Below are 19,010 nucleotides of genomic sequence, written 5' to 3' on the forward strand. Positions count from 1 at the left end.
TGGGGTTTTTTTCTGAAAAGGCTTCACGATATCCTGATGCACGCCGATAATATTATAAAATAATGAAACTTATTATAGAACGAACGTTCCTATATGACAACTGGAAAAAATGTGATTTCTGAGGTGGGAAATTTGTTAAAAGGATTATATACCGCAACATCCGCAATGATCAGCCAGCAACGCCGGACGGAAATGCTTTCTAATAATATCGCGAATGCAAACACGTCGGGCTATAAAGAAGATCAAGGCTCTCTGCGCGCATTTCCTGACATGCTGCTAAGCAGAATAGAAGCAAAATCCCCGGGAGGAGTATCGAAGAAAGAAATCGGTTCTCTGAACACCGGCGTATATATGCAGGAGCTCAAGCCTCTTTTTACACAAGGAAGCCTTCAATCCACCGATCAGCCGACAGACATCGCGCTTGTGGAAAACCAGCTCCCTGTAAATGGAGAAACAAATGAAAACGCGGCTCTTTTTTACCCGGTAGAAACGGCGAACGGCGATGTGAGATATTCAAAAAGCAGCACATTTTCGTTAAATGAAAATAATCAGCTGACGATCAGCGGAAATCCTGTGTTATCAACTGACGGGCAGCCGATTACTGTGGATAATGAAAATTTCACTGTGTCCGAAAACGGCACGGTCACCACAAACGGAAGGACAGCCGGACAGATTGACATCAGAATGGAAGAGGATGTCCGCAATTTGAAAAGGGACGGCAATGATTTATACAGCACGGCTGTCGGCAATGATCTGCCAAGCGCAGCCGGCAATCCGGAAGTGTCTTATTCATTAAAGCAAGGCCTTTCCGAGCTTTCTAATGTAGATGTCACGAGCGCCTATACAGAAATGACCGAAGCGTACCGAACTTTTGAAGCGAACCAAAAGGTCATTCAGGCTTACGACAAAAGTATGGATAAAGCCGCAAATGAAATCGGTAAAATATAAGATAACGGAAGAAAAAACGGAGGGCTTCAACTATGCTCAGATCAATGCTCACGGCTTCAACGACGCTGAATCAACTGCAGCAGCAGATTGATACAATCAGCAGCAACCTTTCAAACAGCAGTACGACCGGCTATAAGGCGAAGAATACGAATTTTTCTGAGCTAGTCAGACAGCAGTTCGATCAGGTTGATGAAAAAAATGATAATGTGGCAAAAGCGCGGAAAACTCCGCCCGGACTGCGTCTTGGGGTAGGCGCCGCCATGAATGCGCGCCTTATATCCGATCAGGGGAGCATCGAGAAAACGGAACGTGATTTGGACATCGCGTTTACATCTCCTTATCAGTATCTTCAGGTGAATGTGAATGGAAATCGTCAGTATACAAGGGACGGGGCGCTTTATTTGACCCCTGCGGCCGGGAATGACAATCAGCTCCAACTGGTGACGGGGGATGGATATCCAGTTCTTGATGAAAACGGAAACCCAATCAACATTGATGATTCAATGAAACAGATCACTATCAGCGAAAACGGGACGCTGACGGCTTCAACCGGCAATGCTGGGGGTGCATCGCAGCAGTTTAATCTCGGTGTTGTCCAAGTGAATAATCCGCAAAAGTTGAAATCGGAAGGAAATAATCTTTTCTCCCTCAACGGGAATGCCGCAGCAGCCCTTGAAGAGCTGAACGGCGCAAACCGGCAAAGTATCGGGATTCAGCAGGGCGCGCTTGAAATGTCGAATGTGGATATTTCAAAACAAATGACAGATTTAATCAGCTCGCAGCGCTCCTATCAGCTGAACAGCCGGACGATTACAATGGGTGACCAAATGCTTGGTTTGGTTAACTCCGTCAGATAACCATAGAAAGACTCGGGCGTTTTCAATCAGCCGCGCATGATAAAAAATGCGGCTTTTTCGAAATCGCCCTTATTTTTGTAGTATCCAGCGATGTCTTCTAAAAGCACTTCCAAATCGACCCACGCTTCTATTTTTTCCAACTCGAAAACCAGCTCCTGCAAGGTGTCATACGGGTCTTCCTCACATGTGTAGAGAGCCTCCAGTATGTTCAGCTTCAATTTGATTGTTTCTATGTTCACTTTGTCAGATAATTCTTTCCCTTTTTGTAAAACGGATTTCCCTTCGCTTATGAGACCGGTTTTAAAAAAGGATCGAACTGATTCGTATATGCAGTGAAGATAGGATACAGGCGAATTCAGTTCAAATTCTCTGTTGTTCAGAACTTTTTTGAAATAAATCAAAGCTTCTTTGTCCTGTTTTTCGGTAGCCTTTAAAAATCCCAAGTTATAGTAAGCGTGGCACAGAAGATTATAATCATTCATTTCCGCGGTTTTCTTTATAATCTCTTTAAAGAGCTGTTCGGCTTCCTGATAGCGTAATTGGTCTATGTAGTTGACCGCGAGTAAAAGCTGGCAGCTTAATACTTTTTTGATATAACCGAATTGATGCTCATAGATCTGCATCGCTTTTGAAACATATTGAACAGAGAGCGGCGGCGATTTCATCAAATAATAAGCCCCGGCGGTTTTGTAATAAAATTCAGCGGCTTCAAACTTATTTTGGATGGCCGGCAGGTTTTTTTCAGCTTCTTTAAAATGAGAAACAGCGTTTTTGGGTGCGGCTTTCACCATTTCGTATAATCCAGAAAAAAAGTGTAAATAATATTTTAATTCATTGCTCATGTTGTCTTCTTGTTTTTTGAGATCATCAAATAATGCCTTCAGTCCGTCCCTGTTTTCAAAAAGAAGCTGAAAGCGCGACAAAAATAATTGGTAATGCATCCAAAGCTTTGTATTCTTTTTGATTTTGGGAAGGTTCTGATCGATTTTCTCTTTGAATGTGCAGGCGAGATCCAGCTGGCGTTTGCCCATTGATATATACCATTCATTTAACAGATTCTTTAGTCGTTTTTCAGTAAACTTCGAAATCATTTTCCTACCTCTTTACTTATGGTAAAATCTTTATTTATCATATCACAACTACAGACGGGTCTCATTACCAGCTGGTTACACTTGAACGCGGTTGAAAAAGAAATTGATTCATAATATACTTCCAAATGTACAGAATGGATCAGCTTATACTTTCTATACATACTATTGTCGATGAAGGAGATGTCAAGAGAATGCTTGATACTCAGCAAATTAAAGAAATTATTCCTCACCGTTATCCGTTTTTGCTTGTAGATAGAATTACGGAAGTGGAAGAAGGAAAACGGGCTGCAGGCTATAAAAACGTAACAGCTAATGAAGAGTTTTTTAATGGCCATTTTCCTGAATACCCGGTAATGCCCGGCGTATTAATCGTGGAGGCTCTTGCTCAGACCGGAGCTGTCGCTATGCTTATAAAAGAAGAAAACCGCGGCAGACTCGCATTTTTCGCTGGTATTGATAATTGCCGCTTTAAAAGACAAGTGAAGCCTGGCGATCAGCTTCAGCTGGAAGTTGATATTACTCGCGCGCGCGGTACAATCGGGCGCGGAAAAGGCGTTGCCAAAGTTGACGGAGAAGTGGTTTGCGAAGTTGAACTGACTTTTGCTCTCGGCGAATAAGTGAAAAAGGCAGGTGGGCTGCGGCACATTTGCCTTTTTTCTTTCAAAACATGAAATAAGCAGGTGATTGTATGTGGAAAGAGTTTAAGACCTTTGCTATGCGCGGGAATATTGTTGATCTTGCGATTGGTGTTGTGATAGGGGGCGCGTTCGGTAAGATCGTCACATCGCTTGTCAATGATATCATTATGCCTTTAGTTGGCTTGCTTCTAGGTGGGCTTGATTTTTCAGGGCTGTCATTTACATTCGGTGATGCGGTCGTCAAATACGGCAGCTTTATTCAAACCATTGTGAATTTCTTAATCATATCGTTCTCTATTTTTATTTTGATTCGGACTTTGAATCAATTGAGGCGCAAGAAAGAAGCGGAAGAAGAGGCCGAGGAGGAAGCGGCGGATGCGCAAGAAGAGTTATTGAAAGAAATCAGGGACTTGCTGAAGCAGCAGACAAGGTCTCCTGAATAAAAGAGACTGCCGCTGGAATGCGGCAGTCTTTTTTTATAGGTTATGGGATTCCCGTATTTCCTATTGTTTTGCATCCGGAGACGTGCTTAAGGGTTCAGGAGAATCTGTTGTTTCAGTAATGTGTATCACCATTGAGACAGCCGTGCCGGCATCCGGAGTGCTGCGGATGTTCAATTCACTGCCGCAGAAATGCTTGAGCCGCTGGTTAATATTTTTCAGCCCGACGCTGCAATCGAAGTCTTGAGACAGGATATCCTTTTGTTTTTCCGGGGCAATGCCAACCCCGTTATCTTCAACTTGGACGTAATATTCGTTTTTGCTTTGTTTTTTTGCTGTCAGCTTAACCCATCCCCCTCCTCTTTTTTTGCTGATGCCATGATGGACGGCATTTTCCACCAGAGGCTGAATCATTAAAGGCGGTAGTATAAAGTCAATGCCTTCATCAATATCGAAAAGGATGTTCAGCCGGTCGCCGAAGCGCGTCCTTTCTATAGAAAGATAGGAACTGATGATTGAAAGCTCATTTCTGAATGAACTGATGGCCGATGTGTTTCGGAAATCAAAACTCATGCGTAAGTAGTTGGTGAATTCAGCCGTTACTTCACGCGCTTTTTCAATATCCAAATGACTAAGAGCAATAATTGTGTTTAACACATTATAAAGAAAGTGTGGCTTGATTTGGGACTGCAGAAATGCCATCTCCATATTTGTCGCTTGATTTGCTGTATGTTTCATCATAATCAGGTTTTTAATACGCGCCATAAATTCAGAGTAATGATAAGGTTTTTGCAAGATGTCATTTGCTCCGGCATGAAAAGCTTTGTATTTGTCATGGCCGATAATGGCTGCTGTAATGATCAGGACAGGAAGGTCAACCATGCTGAATCTTTCCCGAATATTCATGCACACTTCGAAACCAGTCATATCAGGCATCATCAGATCCAATATAACCAAATCAAGCTTAGATCGGGAGACCACTTCTAATGCCTCTTTTCCGTTTTTTGCTGCAATTATGTTATAAGGAATACCTTGGAGCATATCGTTTAAAATTTTTAAGCTTTCGATATTATCATCTACAATCAATATCGTCGGAGCATCAATTTTCTCAGAAAAATAAGGCGTACTTAAGGAGATATTTGACATACCCCTTCCGGATTGCCATTCAGGCAGCCCATCTTTTACTTCAGGCACAACATCATCTTGAGCTGCAGGCAATGTGAAATGGAATGCCGATCCTTTCCCAACTTCTGATTCTACCCAAATGTCTCCGTTTTGGAGCTTAATCAGCTGTTTCACAATGCTTAAGCCCAGACCGGCCCCGTCGTCTTTATTCATTTCAGCCTGCTGAAAAGATTCAAATATGGATTGGCGATCGGTCTCTGGAATGCCGATTCCGGTATCCGCTACTGTAATCTTGATCGTCTTATCATTGAGCCTCACAGCAGAGAGAGTGATTTGTCCCTCAGGTGTATACTTTATGGCATTGTCTACAAGGTTGGTTAAGATTTGCCGAAAACGGTTTTCATCCGCAAGTACCATAGGAAGGCCGGATGGAATATGGTTCACAATGTTGAGGTTTTTATGTTTAGACAAAAGCCGGTAAAAGTTCATTTCGGAACAAATCACTGTATAAATGTCAACGGGAACCGGATGAATTTGCAGCATGTCTTGCTTTATTTTTTCTAGATCAAGGATGTCATTCACCAGATTGGACAGCCTGTAGCCCATGCGAATGACAAGCTGCATATTATCTTTCTCTTCTTCTATCGTTCTTTTTCTTCTGCCGGCCAGCAGGGTTTGGCATATATTAATAATGCTGTTCAGCGGCGTTTTAAATTCATGCGACGTTTTGGCAATGAACTCATCCTTTAGCCTGTCAATACTAAGTAATTTCCGCGTCAGGACTTCATTTTCGCGGAAAGCGCCGGCGAATTGCTGCGCCATCAATAGAACAATCGCCAGCAAAGCGATGACTGTTGGCAATGAATAAATCGAATTAAATGAAAAAGCCGTTTTGCCGCTGTAAGCGGAAATGGTGGTTAAAATGACAAAAGAGCTCATTGATATAGATGCAATTGTAAGATATAAGCTTCCTTCCATTTTGCGGATCGCAGCAATAGTAAAAATATACGTAATATAAATCAGAGTCGAAACGGCTAACACAGAATGTAATATGTATGAGACATGGTCTATAAAACGCCCGGATAAAAAATCTGTGGCCAGAATGATCCCAGAGACAACAGTCGCTGCGAGTATAAATCTTTTTGAAACAATCTCCCTGTAAGCAAAATAGAGGTAGAGAAAAACAGCAATGCTGACAAGCACCGTAGTGACTGCCGTCAAAGATTTATACAATACAAATGAAATTGAGGGGCAGAGAAGATAGATGACCCGTTCTTTTCCGATCAAAAGAATAATGAACGAAAAAAGAAGACACATCACAGCAAAAAACAATAAATGTTTATCCTTTTTTCTTTGCAGGAAAAAGCCGAGAAAATATAATCCAGTGATGAAAAAAGCCGTAATCATAACAGAATCATTAAGAAAGGAAATCTTATTTTCACGTAATATTTGCTCCTGGGTTCCAAAAGTGATCGGTTTTGCAATCCCCCATCCCGGCGATTTTCCGAAGTTTGAGTATTGTAAAATGAGTTCATTTTCGCCCTTATGAATCTTAAAATAGCTCGTATACGGTCTGTTTTGCGCCGTGAAATCTGGTTTGTTTGAAGGGCTGCCGCTTTGGCCGATTAACTCTCCATTAAGATAGATACGATTTGAACTGTAAATAAAAGAGGTGCTGATTCCGAACATCTGATTGTCTTGATTCGATCGGATGATCAGCTTATATGTGCCATAATCTACATTGATACCCTGTTTCACGATTTTTACATTGCTGGGGACATCGACAAATATTGAGTCCTTCCCTTTGACTGAATGGATATCTTTTGGTGACAGCAGCTGATTTGGATATAATGTCCACTTTCCGTTCAGATGCACGTTTCCATCCTTCTGAAAATCCCAATTCTCCAGATGAATAACCCCGTCTCTCGCTTCAGGAAGAGATGATCCAGACAGGTGATTCATCACTGTAAATAAAATAAAGAAAGCTGCATAACCGGAAATAATCGAAATAAAAATAAATGTCTTTTTCAATACCAAGTCTCCCTTATTAAATAGGATCGTTCTGATCCTCATTTTCTTGTAAATATTGTAATCTAAAGCTATCAAAAACTACAATAGAAAGAAAAATAATTCAAATAAAGGAGCTATTTGGCATGATATAATAGAATTATTTACTGATATCTTGATTTGAATATAGGGTGGGATGTTGTTTTGAACGCGTTAATTGTTGATGATGAGCATCTGGCATTGCTTCATTTTAAGAATATGCTTGAACGGACAAACGCCTTTCAATCCATTATGGCATTTCAAGATCCGATTGAAGCTCTGGAGCATGCGGCGATTCCTGCTGTAGATGCGGTGTTTCTTGATATTGAAATGCCCGGAATAAATGGCATTGAGCTTGCTGAAGCGATTCAAGCGCAGAATGAAAACGTCCAAGTCGTTTTTATCACGGCTTATAATGAGTTTGCTATCAAAGCGTTTGAGCTGAATGCCATTGATTACTTGCTGAAGCCTGTCATTTACAAGCGGCTTGAGACAACCGTTGGACGTATCAGAACGAATAACAAGCTCAGGGCACCTGCAGAAAATACCGAGGCGCATTTTTTCATTCAATGTTTTGGAAGCCTGCAGTTTCATCAAACCTTAAATAGTGTCAAGACAAACATACCGGTCAAGTGGAGAACGTCCAAGGCGCGTGAAATCTATGCTTTTTTACTTCATAATCAAGGACGTGTCGTTAGTAAAGACATGTTAATCGACCTATTTTGGCCCAATTATGATGTTTCAAAAGCAAGCACCCAGCTTTACTCAACCATTTATCAAATACGGAAATTAATCGGTCAGGTTCCTTTCAGCCAATCAATCGAGAAGACCGACACAGGATATACTCTTCGATTTTCAAACGTAAAAATTGATGTTGTTGAATGGGAAAGGTCACTGAAAGAGGCTCCGCCGCTTAATACATCTACGTTACATCAGCACATGGATATGTTAATGTCATACGAAAACCATTACTTTATGGAGCACGGCTACTTGTGGGCAGAACCGGAAAAAACGCGTCTTGCCCAACTGTGGATCGGCAAGGCTTATGAACTGATTGATTTTTTCATTCATGAAATGAACTACAGTCAAGCGATGGACATTTGCCTGCAGGTTGAGAAAATTGAACCTTTCGATCATAAAATTATGCAATACAAAATGCAGGTATTTAACAAAAACGGGAAGGTAGAAGAGGCGATAAAGGAATATCAGCGCTACAAACAAATGAAAGATCAGATCAATTGAAGAATAGATACAGGATGCTGGTCTCCCAGTGGTCAGCATACAGGAAAAATCAATCAGCAACCAGTGTGTTTCGAGATTTAATCGAGCACACTGGTTGTTTTTTTGCGTTTTTGCGCATTTGGATCTTCAAGAACTTGCCCTCATGCTAAGTCAGCTGAAGCATATTTATATGTACAGAAATTGTATAGTTCCATTTCATACAATATAGTTTGGTTCGAATGAACAGGATGTGACTCCATCCGGTCAATATTTCATGACTTTGAAAACTCATTCGACATTGCAGATGTTTTCGGGGGAAGAGGCAGTGAGACCCATCGTCTCGAGAATCTGCCGGAACGTAAAAATGAATAAAAGGGGAGGAATGAGATTTTGAGAGCGAGGAATTTTCCATCCGGCCTAAAGAAAAACAGAAGGCTAAAGACATTTTTGACGACATGCTTTGCGCTGCTTTTCTTCTTCAGTCAGGTTGTAAGCTATACTCCTATAGCAAAGGCTGCCGGTACGTCGACAAGTGTAAGCCCATTCTTTGATTCAGTGAAAGTCAAAGACGGCAATGATCAGGTTGTTGACGGGTCAACGGGCAACGAACCTGCGTTAACACAGGGAGATAAAGTGACACTGACATACGAATGGTCATTGAAAAACAACGAAGAAGCCGCAAGCGACCAAGACATCACCCTAGAGATACCTAAAAGTTTTGAATTTGATAAAGATGCCGAAGGTGAATTGAAGTCAGCTGAACAGGTTATCGGCAGCTATAAAGCGGCAGCAGGCGGCAGCACACTTACGGTGAAATTGAACAATTCAGCCGCAGGTTCCGCAAAAGGGGAAATGACACTGCCTGCAACGTTTATCGCCGATACGAAAAGCGTACATTCCGTAGAAACCCTTTTTCAACTGGGAGAAGGCAAGACTCAGCAGGTGATTATTCCTGTAAAGCACGATAAGACATCTGATTCTGACTCAGAAGAGCCAAAAGCGGATTCTTCAGAACCTAAAGATGATCAGGCAGGTGCAGATGACAAAACAGAATCTCCAGTCAGCGCTGATCAAAAAGAAGAGAAAACAAAGCCTTCCGCTGACTCTAAGAGCGATGATTCTAATAAGAGCAGCGATTCAAAAATCACATCCTCAAGCGAATCGGCATTCAGAAGTCTTGAAGCCGGTGATGGCCAAATTACCCAAAATATTTTGACCGGCGTGACATTGACAGATGAGAACGGAGAACCATTTGACAAAAGCAATCGTGCCAATACGAATTCTCCGGCGAAAATTTTAATTGACTGGGCCATTCCCGATGAGTTGGGAAAAACGGTAAAAAACGGCGATAAGTATGAATTTGATTTGCCTAAAGAATTTGTTATGCACAATGACATTGTGAACCAGCCGTTAAGCGCCGGCGGCAACACGTACGGCACTTTTTCAATTAATACAACCGGCCATGTGGTCATGACCTTTAACGGCGATGTAAAAACAGCTACAAATGTCAAAGGAACATTGTTCGTAAATACGCAATTTAATGAGAAAAAAATTAAAGGGTCTACAACACAAACCATTACATTCCCTGTTCATTCAGATACGCCGGAAGTAACGATTTATTTTAAACCGAAAGTGAGTAAAACCATTGATAAATCAGGAACTTTGGATAAAGGCATTAACCCGGGGAAAGTAACATGGACGGTTGATATCAATAAAAAATTAGATCGCGTAAAACATGCAAAACTCGCAGAAAGCCTACCAGAAGGATTGAACTACCGTTCGGTTAAGGTATATGAACTCGATGTGAACATTGATGGTTCGGTAACGAAGGGCAGCGAAGTATCTTCAGGCTACAGTGTAGATGCAAAAGGGAATGTCACGTTCGATGGGACAATTGATTCAGCCTACCGCCTTGTATACGAAACTGATATTGACAACAGTGCCAAGCCGAGCGAAGGCGGAAATGTGACGCTGACCAACAAGGCGGCATTCAGCGGTGACAATGTGGAACCAATTTCTGCAGAAGCTACAGTCACGGCCAAATATGGAAAAATGATTGAAAAATCTTCAACCGGCTACAATGGGGAATCTCAAACGTTCAGCTGGGCGATTCTCTACAATTACGGTGAGAAAAAGATAGACCAATCAAAAGCCAGCATCAAGGACACTTTTGGATCAGACGATTTGCATCTCGTTTCTGACTCATTGAAGGTCATTCCTGTTACATTTGGCCAAAACGGCAGCGAGCAAACCGGAGTCCCTTTAAAGGAAGGCACGGACTACACGCTGACCGACAATGGAAGCGGCTTTGACATCAAATTTAATCAAGCTGTTACCGGTGCTTACAAAATTACGTATCAAACACAGGTCAACAGCGGAGTGATCATTGATAAACCTACAAAATACACCAACACTGCGGTGACCGGTACGGGAGAAACGAAGGAAGATACTGGAACAGCCGATCAGCAGAATCTGGTCAAAGGTTATTCAAACGTTGATTATGAGAAGAAGAAAGTTGATTGGACGATCACAATTAATAAAAACCGCTATACAATGAACAATTGGACTTTAGATGATCAATTCGACAGCGGCGGACTGACGCTGGTTGACGAATCATTTAACATTCAAGACACGACGAATAACAAAACTTTGCAGGAAGGCAAAGATTACACGTGGACAAAAAAACCCGACCATAAAGGCTTTACATTGGCATTGATCGGGGATTACAAAAAAACAGACAGTCAGTTTAAGATCACTTACAAAACAACATTTAATGCTGATTATTCTAACGAAAGCGTCAAGAATACAGCACATTCAACATGGACTGATCAAAACGGCAATGACCGCACAAATAAGGTATCAAGCGGTTTTACACCGAATCATCAGACTTCAAATAATGGTTTCAAAAACGGATCATACAACGGGGTATCAAAGGAAATCACGTGGAAAGTCGGCATCAATTATAATGGCGAACCCACAAAAAATCCATATATAAAAGATGTTATAGCAGATCCTCAGCAATTTGTGCCGGGTTCTGTTGTGGTAAAGAGCTATACGATCAATAAAAACGGCTCCATCACAGAAGGAGACGCGCTTGACCCTTCCAAGTATGACGTGGAAGAGCCTTCAGCCGACAATAAACGTACGCTGACTGTACATCTTAAAACAGACGATTCTGTACCTTTTTTGATTGAGTTTAAAACATCGCTTAAAGGACAGGTGATTAAGCAAAGTCAGTACACAAATAAAGCAACGTACCATAATGACGGCTATTCAGACCGCACTTTGACTGGCTCCGTTTCGGTTGCGAACGGAGGAAACCTGATTTTCAAGGGCGGCAAACAGAATGGAAGCTATATTGATTGGAACATTAATGTCAACTCCAGCCAATCGACACTGAATGACGTCAAAGTCATGGACACTCCTGATGAAAATCAAATATTAGATGCAGATTCTTTTAAAGTGTATCAGGCAAAATATGATGAAAACGGTGTGATTAAGGACAGCAGCGGAAATCTTGTCGCAGATGATACCGAGCTTCAAAAAGACAAGGACTATACATTAGACATCAAAACCGACAATACAACGGGTGAACAATCATTTGTCCTTAAATTTACTGGAAGCTACAAGCAAATTGACCGCGCCTATGTCATCCAATACCGTTCGATGATTAATATAGCCGGCACCAGCGGCCACGTCAGCAATAAAGTGTCGATTTCAGGTGCGAATGTAGAAGAACAGACGCAGGAAAACAGCAGCTCGATCTATGTTGCAATTTCAAGCGGCGGCGGTTCCGGATCAGGAGAAAAAGGTAGTCTGACGATCTTTAAAACCGGAGAGGACGATACACCTCTAGACGGAGCTGAGTTTCAGTTATGGACCGAAGACGCCAAACAGCTTCTGCGTACAGGCACAACAGATGCCGATGGTAAGCTTACATTTGGAAATATTCGCTACGGCTCTTACGTATTAAAAGAAGTAAAAGCGCCGGACGGATATACCATCAGTAACGCTTATGTAAATGGAGTTTCTATTAAGATAGACAGCAATTCCTCCAAGGCAGGGGCGCTGCACAAAGTCGTAAATCAACAGAACAAGGTGACGCTTATCAAAAAAGACGAACAAAAAAATCCTTTAGCTGGTGCTGTTTTCAAGCTGGAGAAAAAGGCAAACAACGGCACCTATACCTTAATAGAAACGAATATCAAAAGCGATGAAAACGGAAAAATTGAAATGAATGGTTTGCCGGCGGGCTATTACCGCCTGACAGAAACGAAAGCTCCTGCTGGCTTTATCGTGAATACAAAAGCGATTCATTTCTCAATCGCAAAGAATGATAAGAATCAAGTGTCTGACGTAGAATTAGGAGAAATGGTCAATTATCAAGGAAGGGCCTATTTAACGAAGGAAGATGCCGCAGGGCACAAACTTGAAGGAGCCGTCTTCAAGATTATCGATGACAAAGGCCATACGGTTCAAGAAGAGCTGACTTCGGATAAAGACGGAAAAGTCGAGGCTTCGGGCCTTGCCCCGGGACGCTACGCTTTTGTCGAAACGAAAGCCCCGAACGGATATGTATTAAACATCGAGAAACAAGAGTTTACCATCTCTGAATCAGCAGAAGGAAAGCCGGAATCAACTAATGCTGGGATAGCCGTTAACTATAAAGGCTCCGTTCAGCTGGTGAAGGAAGATGCTGAAGGCCAGAAACTTGAAGGAGCCGTCTTCAAGATTGTCGATGACGAAGGCCATACGGTTCAAGAAGAGTTGACTTCGGATAAAGACGGAAAGATCACAGCTTCAGGCCTCGTACCTGGACGCTACGCTTTTGTTGAAACGAAAGCGCCTGAAGGATATGTGCTGAACACTGAGAGAAAAGAGTTCACCATCTCCGAATCAGCAGAAGGAAAGCCGGAATCAGCTGATGCCGGGATAGCCGTTAACTATAAAGGCTCCGTTCAGCTGGTGAAGGAAGATGCTGAAGGGCAGAAACTTGAAGGAGCCGTCTTCAAGATTGTTGATCATGAAGGCCATACAGTTCAAGAAGAGCTGACCTCTGATAAAGAAGGAAAAGTCACAGCTTCAGGTCTCGTACCTGGACGCTACGCCTTTGTCGAAACGAAAGCGCCTGAAGGATATGTGCTGAACACTGAGAGAAAAGAGTTCACCATCTCCGAATCAGCAGAAGGAAAACCGGAATCTACTGATGCCGGGATAGCCATTAACTATAAAGGCTCAGTTCAGTTAACGAAAGTAGACCAAGATGAAAAAGGATTAGCCGGTGCAATTTTCAAAATCGTTGACAACAATGGAAACACAGTAAGAGATGACCTTGTCTCAAAAGAAGGCGGCAAAATTGAGGTTGACGGTTTGGCTCCGGGAAGCTATCAATTTGTTGAAAAACAGGCGCCAGACGGATATCTCCTATCCGAAAGCCCGGTGCCGTTCACTATTAAGGCTGAACATGACGGCCAACCAGAACAAGTTGAAGTAACAGCTGTCAACACCGAGAACCGTGTCGTTCTCACAAAAGTGGATCAACATGATAAAGAGAAAGTTCTCCAAGGAGCAGAATTCAATCTGACAGATGCCAACGGCAAAGTTCTGAAATCCGGCCTGACAACTGATGACAAAGGACAGATTACCGTACACGGTCTCAAAGCGGGAGAATATCAGTTTATCGAAACAAAAGCGCCAGTGAATTACAGTTTGGATAAAACGCCAATATCGTTCAAGATCACCAATACTGAAACAAAGCCAGTCGAAATCAACGTAGAGAACATACTGACACCAGGCGACGTGAAACTGACAAAAGTGGATCAAGACGATAAAAAAGCCGTTTTGGAGGGTGCTGAATTCAAGTTATTGGATGCCAGCGGCAAGCCTGTAAAAACCGACGGCTATGGCAAAGGACTTCCGGAATTCTGGAAAACAAATCAAAATGGACAATTCACTATCAAAGGCCTTGCGCCGGGACGCTACCAGCTTATCGAAACGAAGGCGCCTGATGGCTATAAACTGGATGAAACACCAATTGTATTCACAATTGAAAAAGGACAGCCAAAACCTGTTGAGATTGTCGCTTCTAATCAAAAATTAAAAACGCCAACGCCGAGCAATGATACACCGGATAAAAATGTGAAGGGAGATGGACAGCATCCAAGAACCGATGGTACGGATGGTCATGTGAAAACAGACGACTCACATCCAAAAGCCGATGATACAGCTGGCCATACGAAAACACACAATTCCCTTCCGAAAACCGGTGATACAGACAGTACGGTGCCGGTTATGATCGGCATTCTGCTGCTCTTAGCAGGCGGAGCTATGGCTCATGTCTCAAGAAAGAAACAAAGAAAGGCATAAATGTGATGGCACCTGATCATTGAAGATTTGATCAGGTGCTTTTTTAAACACATAGCATGACACATTAGAAAGGAATGTACTGCATGTATAAAAAGATAATCATTGCGGTGTTTATTCTTTCCGGCCTGCTGCTTATCTTTTCTCCTTTCATAAAAGGAAGCCTCATCGCCTACTTTAGCAAAAACCAGTATGAGTCTGAATTGACTGTGGGCCAACTGCAAGAAAATAATGAGGAAGAAGCAGAATTTGATTTCGATTCCATTCAGCCGCCTACGCTAACGGAAGCTATAAAGGCGGGCTTCGATCAGGATGCGAAGGCAATAATCGGCAGGATCACCATTGAAAGTGTGGATCTGAAGCTCCCCATATTAAAAGGCACCACCAATGAAAACTTGCTTATCGGGGCGGCAACAATGCGTCCGGATCAGAAAATGGGCGAGGGAAACTATCCATTGGCAGGCCATCACCTGAAGCAGAAGAGTCTTTTATTCGGACCACTGGCCAACATAAAAAAAGGCGCCAAAATTGTGATCACAGATTTCAAAAAAGATTATATTTACTCTGTGACATCAATAAAAATGATTTCTGAAATAGATGCAGATGTGATTCAGGATACAACAGAAAAAGAAATTACATTAATCACATGCGACAAAGCTGTGGAAACCGAAGGACGTATCGCAGTGAAAGGAAAATTAATTGAAACTGTCGGTCATACAAATGACAGATCGATTAGCGGAATGTGAAGATGTGTGTGTGCCATTTATTTTCCAAAACCGCTTCAAATCGTTCTTTTAATTACAAGAAAATGAAAAAAGACTGTCTTGTGATAAAAGGCAGTCTTTTTTCTAATGCAGAATATATTTGTTTAATATGTCCATTGTTTCGCGCGTTGATCTTCGTAGACGAATGTTTTTTCGTTTTTTAGATCACGTAAGATATAAGTTCCGTCGTGATCAGAAAAACTCATCGACAGAATGGATCCAAATGTAAAATAAGAGAGGGGATGATTTCCACTCTCTTTTATATCTTCTGCTTAAACGCCTCAATCAAATTCGCTCCTGTATAGCCCTCTTCCACAAGAGATTCCAAAATGGTTGCAGTGCCTTGCTGTTTTCTTGTTACCATTTGTCCGTAAATTAAAACCGAAATGCTTTCTTCCAGTTCAGCAATGTTCTTCACAGCTGCAGTAAGCTGGGCGGGACGGTTGCTTTTTTTTGTAATCGTCACAAACACTTTGACTTCATCTTGTTTTTTTTGAAGCTGGTCAAAAAAAGACAGGTGCTCCTTCGGAACAAGCGCTTCAATCAGCCAGTGATTTTCGCCGTCTTCTTTATTTATAATCAGTCCGTCAATAAGGGGAAACTGTTCAATTGACTTTTCTTCCTTGTCCACTCGTTCCACGTTCAAGTCAACCAGTTTAAAGGTTTTCATTTTTATCTCACCCCATTTACTTACAAAGAATTCTTAAAATGAATTATAACACATATTCATTTTCCCGTGAAAACGCTGTAATGCAGGGGAAAGTTTTTTTGTACTGGTACAACATTTAATAATTTCTATTTTTTCATTATACTGTAACTGAATATGGATTACGGAGAGGTGTGTATGAATCGATTTCATTTAAAGGAAATTTATATTGACGGCACTCCGGCGGATCAGCGTTTGATTCAATGGAACGAAACTTATATGTTAAGCCGTAAAGATATTTTTGAGGTTCATCTATATAGAAAAGAGAGGATGACTTTTTTATACGAAACATATGATGGGATGGAACAGTACAAAATCCAGTTGTCGCTCCCGGAAAAGAAGCTCAGCTTTCAGTGGTTTGCATGGGACGGCTCTTCTTATGTCTGTATGAATACGCAGCATCGGTTGACATCTAATTTGTTTTTCCGGTTTTTAAAAAATACATATTTCTTTAGAGAGAAAAAACAAAAGCTGTTTTTAGCTGAGGGAAAAATGAAAACGAAAGATAAAAACAGAGGCTGAAATCAGATTTTAAGCGTTTTTCTTTTCTCGATGCACCGTCTACAATACATGTAACCGCAAGGAGAGGAGGAATCGCATTGTTCAATCAGGTCATGCTTGTCGGACGTTTAACAAAAGACCCTGAGCTTCGGTACACTTCCGCAGGCGCGGCAGTCACACACATTACAATCGCGGTAAACCGCAGCTTCAAAAATGCTTCAGGAGAAATTGAAGCGGATTACGTCAATTGCACGCTTTGGAGAAAAACGGCCGAAAACACGGCGTTATATTGCCAAAAAGGCTCTCTCGTCGGCATAAGCGGACGGATTCAGACAAGGAGCTATGAAAATGCGGAAGGTGCCAAAGTGTACGTAACTGAAGTGATGGCTGACACTGTTCGTTTTATGGATTCTAAAGCCCGGGAAAAAGCTGCCGATTGATATCCCCCGGCTCCTCCCGCTTTATATCCCATTCGCAATTACTTTTCTTCGCATCATCCCCTCTGTATTGACCAGTCGACCAGACTGGTTTTTTCTTTTTGTTTGATCTAGGAAAAACTGGTTCTTACGATGCATCTTTACTTAATTTCACTTGAAAATATTGATTGTTATTATATAAAAACTTATAATCGCTTAAGGATAACGTTATATGAAAAGGAATGAGGGTGTGTACCAAGAAGAAAGATTAGTAGCGATTGTGGATTATTTAAAAGAGCATAACCGCATTACAACAGAGCAGATCTGTACGCTCCTTCAAGTGTCCAGAGATACAGCAAGGCGGGATCTTGTGAAGCTGGAGGAACAGAATGCTATTATCCGCACAAGAGGCGGCGCCATTCTGCCGTCTGTGCATCAGAAAATCCAAGGGTATTCCGGCCGGCTGAAAACAGTGTCCGAGGAAAAAAACAAGATTGGCAAACTCGCAGCATCACTGATCCAAAATGGCGACCGGGTTATTTTAGACGCGTCTACAACCGTTCAGGCGTGCGCTAAGCACTTGAATGCAGACGACTGTACGGTTATCACCAACTCCATTAATCTCGCGGAAGTGCTCTCAGACAAAGACGGTATCGAGATCTATCTTCTCGGTGGCAAGCTTGAAAAGGAGCACCGTTTTTTGTACGGGGCCTCTGTGATTGAAAAGCTCTCAAGCTATCACGTCGATAAAGCGCTGATCGGTGTTGTCGGCATTTCTGAACATGGCATTACGATCGAGCATGAAGAAGATGGGCTGGTGAAACGAAAAATGATTCAGCAGGCGAAGCAGGTGATCGCTCTTGCGGATTATTCAAAGCTGGGAAGCACCGGTTTTTATCAGTATGCCGAGCTGAGTGAAATTGATCTCTTGATCACAGACCGGCTGCCGGATCGAGCGTTTTGCGACTTGCTTGACCTTAATGGCGTGGAACTTCTCGTGACAGACCAGGATGAAAGAAAGGGCTGATAAACATGAAATTGATTGCGATCGACTTAGACGGAACCTTGCTGAACAGTAAGCATCAAGTAAGCTCAGAAAATGAAAAAGCTCTGCGGCAGGCGCAGCGGGACGGGGTTGAGGTTGTTGTATCAACGGGGCGCGCTTATTTTGATGTCGTGTCAATTTTTGAACCGCTCGGGATCAAAACGTGGGTCATCAGTGCGAACGGCGCCGTCATTCACGACCCTGACGGCAGGCTTTACCATCAGGAAACAATCGATAAAAAACGGGCTTATGACATTCTCTCATGGCTCGAGTCAGAAAACTATTATTACGAGGTTTTTACAGACTCAGCCATTTATACGCCGCAAAACGGCAGGCAGCTCCTTGATGTTGAGCTTGACCGGGTCAAAAGTGCAAATCCAGAGGCTGACCTTTCCGTTCTTATGCAGGCAGCCGAGGTGCAATACAGTCAATCGGGCTTCGCTTATATCAACACGTTTCAAGAGCTCTTTGAGGAGGATAAACAGATTGATTTTTACAACATTCTTGGTTTTTCTTTCTTCAAAGAAAAGCTGGAGGCCGGGTGGCAGAGATACCAGTATGATAAAGATCTGACACTTGTCAGCTCTGCTGATCATAACTTTGAGCTTTCCTCCAAAAAGGCATCCAAGGGGCAGGCGCTTGAAAGGCTGGCAAAGCGGCTTAACATCCCAATGAATGAGACCGCAGCCGTGGGCGACAGCTTAAATGACAGATCCATGCTGGAGGCGGCCGGAAAAGGCATAGCGATGGGCAATGCGCGGGAGGACATCAAAGCGATAGCCGACGCTGTAACCCTGACCAATGATGAACACGGTATTGCCCATATGATTCGGCATTTGCTATAAGGTT

General features: G+C 42.4%; 14 protein-coding genes and 1 pseudogene. 11 read left to right on the top strand and 4 right to left on the bottom strand.

Annotated features, from left to right (window positions below; genetic code table 11):
* Positions 1–132 precede the first annotated feature (132 nt).
* Positions 133–948, top strand: a complete 816-nt coding sequence (locus tag GXP75_RS07720; protein WP_242556508.1) for a flagellar hook-basal body complex protein FlhO — start codon at positions 133–135, stop codon at positions 946–948.
* A 32-nt stretch (positions 949–980) separates the two neighbouring features.
* Positions 981–1,805, top strand: coding sequence for a flagellar hook-basal body complex protein FlhP (locus tag GXP75_RS07725; RefSeq protein WP_242556509.1), 825 nt, complete (start codon positions 981–983; stop codon positions 1,803–1,805).
* 26 nt (positions 1,806–1,831) lie between these two features.
* On the opposite strand, the gene rapD is transcribed toward GXP75_RS07725, so the two are convergent.
* Positions 1,832–2,896, bottom strand: coding sequence for an aspartate phosphatase RapD (gene rapD / locus GXP75_RS07730; protein WP_061570886.1), 1,065 nt, complete (start codon positions 2,894–2,896; stop codon positions 1,832–1,834).
* Between the two features lie 191 nt (positions 2,897–3,087).
* On the opposite strand from rapD, the gene fabZ reads away from it, so the two are divergent.
* Together fabZ and mscL are read left to right on the top strand one after the other, a co-directional pair.
* A complete protein-coding gene (fabZ, locus tag GXP75_RS07735) occupies positions 3,088–3,513 on the top strand; it encodes a 3-hydroxyacyl-ACP dehydratase FabZ (RefSeq protein ID WP_061570885.1) in 426 nt (141 codons plus the stop codon).
* Between the two features lie 71 nt (positions 3,514–3,584).
* Entirely contained in the window at positions 3,585–3,977 is a 393-nt protein-coding gene (gene mscL, locus GXP75_RS07740; protein WP_214916170.1) for a large conductance mechanosensitive channel protein MscL, read from the top strand.
* A 60-nt stretch (positions 3,978–4,037) separates the two neighbouring features.
* Here the strand turns inward: mscL and GXP75_RS07745 are convergent, their stop codons facing one another.
* Together GXP75_RS07745 and GXP75_RS07750 are read right to left on the bottom strand one after the other, a co-directional pair.
* Entirely contained in the window at positions 4,038–5,120 is a 1,083-nt protein-coding gene (locus GXP75_RS07745) for a response regulator (protein WP_313897118.1), read from the bottom strand.
* A gap of 120 nt (positions 5,121–5,240) precedes the next feature.
* A pseudogene (locus GXP75_RS07750) lies at positions 5,241–7,172 on the bottom strand (sensor histidine kinase); the annotation flags it as partial.
* 138 nt (positions 7,173–7,310) lie between these two features.
* On the opposite strand from GXP75_RS07750, the gene GXP75_RS07755 reads away from it, so the two are divergent.
* The 3 genes from GXP75_RS07755 (at position 7,311) to GXP75_RS07765 (ending at position 15,475) form a co-directional block, all read left to right on the top strand.
* Entirely contained in the window at positions 7,311–8,387 is a 1,077-nt protein-coding gene (locus GXP75_RS07755; protein WP_106044685.1) for a response regulator, read from the top strand.
* A gap of 369 nt (positions 8,388–8,756) precedes the next feature.
* A complete protein-coding gene (locus GXP75_RS07760) occupies positions 8,757–14,732 on the top strand; it encodes a SpaA isopeptide-forming pilin-related protein (protein WP_242556510.1) in 5,976 nt (1,991 codons plus the stop codon).
* An 83-nt stretch (positions 14,733–14,815) separates the two neighbouring features.
* The gene (locus GXP75_RS07765) at positions 14,816–15,475 is read left to right on the top strand and encodes a class A sortase (RefSeq protein WP_242556511.1); all 660 of its coding nucleotides are present in this window, start codon (positions 14,816–14,818) and stop codon (positions 15,473–15,475) included.
* Between the two features lie 277 nt (positions 15,476–15,752).
* On the opposite strand, the gene GXP75_RS07770 is transcribed toward GXP75_RS07765, so the two are convergent.
* Positions 15,753–16,163, bottom strand: a complete 411-nt coding sequence (locus GXP75_RS07770) for a YwpF-like family protein (RefSeq protein WP_061570879.1) — start codon at positions 16,161–16,163, stop codon at positions 15,753–15,755.
* A 174-nt stretch (positions 16,164–16,337) separates the two neighbouring features.
* Between GXP75_RS07770 and GXP75_RS07775 the strand changes: the two genes are divergently transcribed.
* The 4 genes from GXP75_RS07775 to GXP75_RS07790 all read left to right on the top strand — a co-directional run bounded on the left by GXP75_RS07775 (position 16,338) and on the right by GXP75_RS07790 (position 19,006).
* Complete coding sequence (locus GXP75_RS07775) at positions 16,338–16,721, top strand: hypothetical protein (RefSeq protein WP_214916181.1); 384 nt, start codon at positions 16,338–16,340, stop codon at positions 16,719–16,721.
* 77 nt (positions 16,722–16,798) lie between these two features.
* Positions 16,799–17,140 carry a single-stranded DNA-binding protein SsbB gene (gene ssbB / locus GXP75_RS07780; protein WP_106044689.1) on the top strand — a complete coding sequence of 114 codons (342 nt, stop codon included), beginning with the start codon at positions 16,799–16,801 and terminating at the stop codon, positions 17,138–17,140.
* Between the two features lie 226 nt (positions 17,141–17,366).
* On the top strand, positions 17,367–18,143 hold the full coding sequence (locus GXP75_RS07785) for a transcriptional regulator GlcR (protein WP_061570962.1): 777 nt from the start codon (positions 17,367–17,369) through the stop codon (positions 18,141–18,143).
* Between the two features lie 5 nt (positions 18,144–18,148).
* Entirely contained in the window at positions 18,149–19,006 is an 858-nt protein-coding gene (locus GXP75_RS07790; RefSeq protein ID WP_242556512.1) for a Cof-type HAD-IIB family hydrolase, read from the top strand.
* Positions 19,007–19,010 lie beyond the last annotated feature (4 nt).

The organism is Bacillus sp. HU-1818 (assembly GCF_022695965.1).
GTDB lineage: Bacteria > Bacillota > Bacilli > Bacillales > Bacillaceae > Bacillus > Bacillus atrophaeus.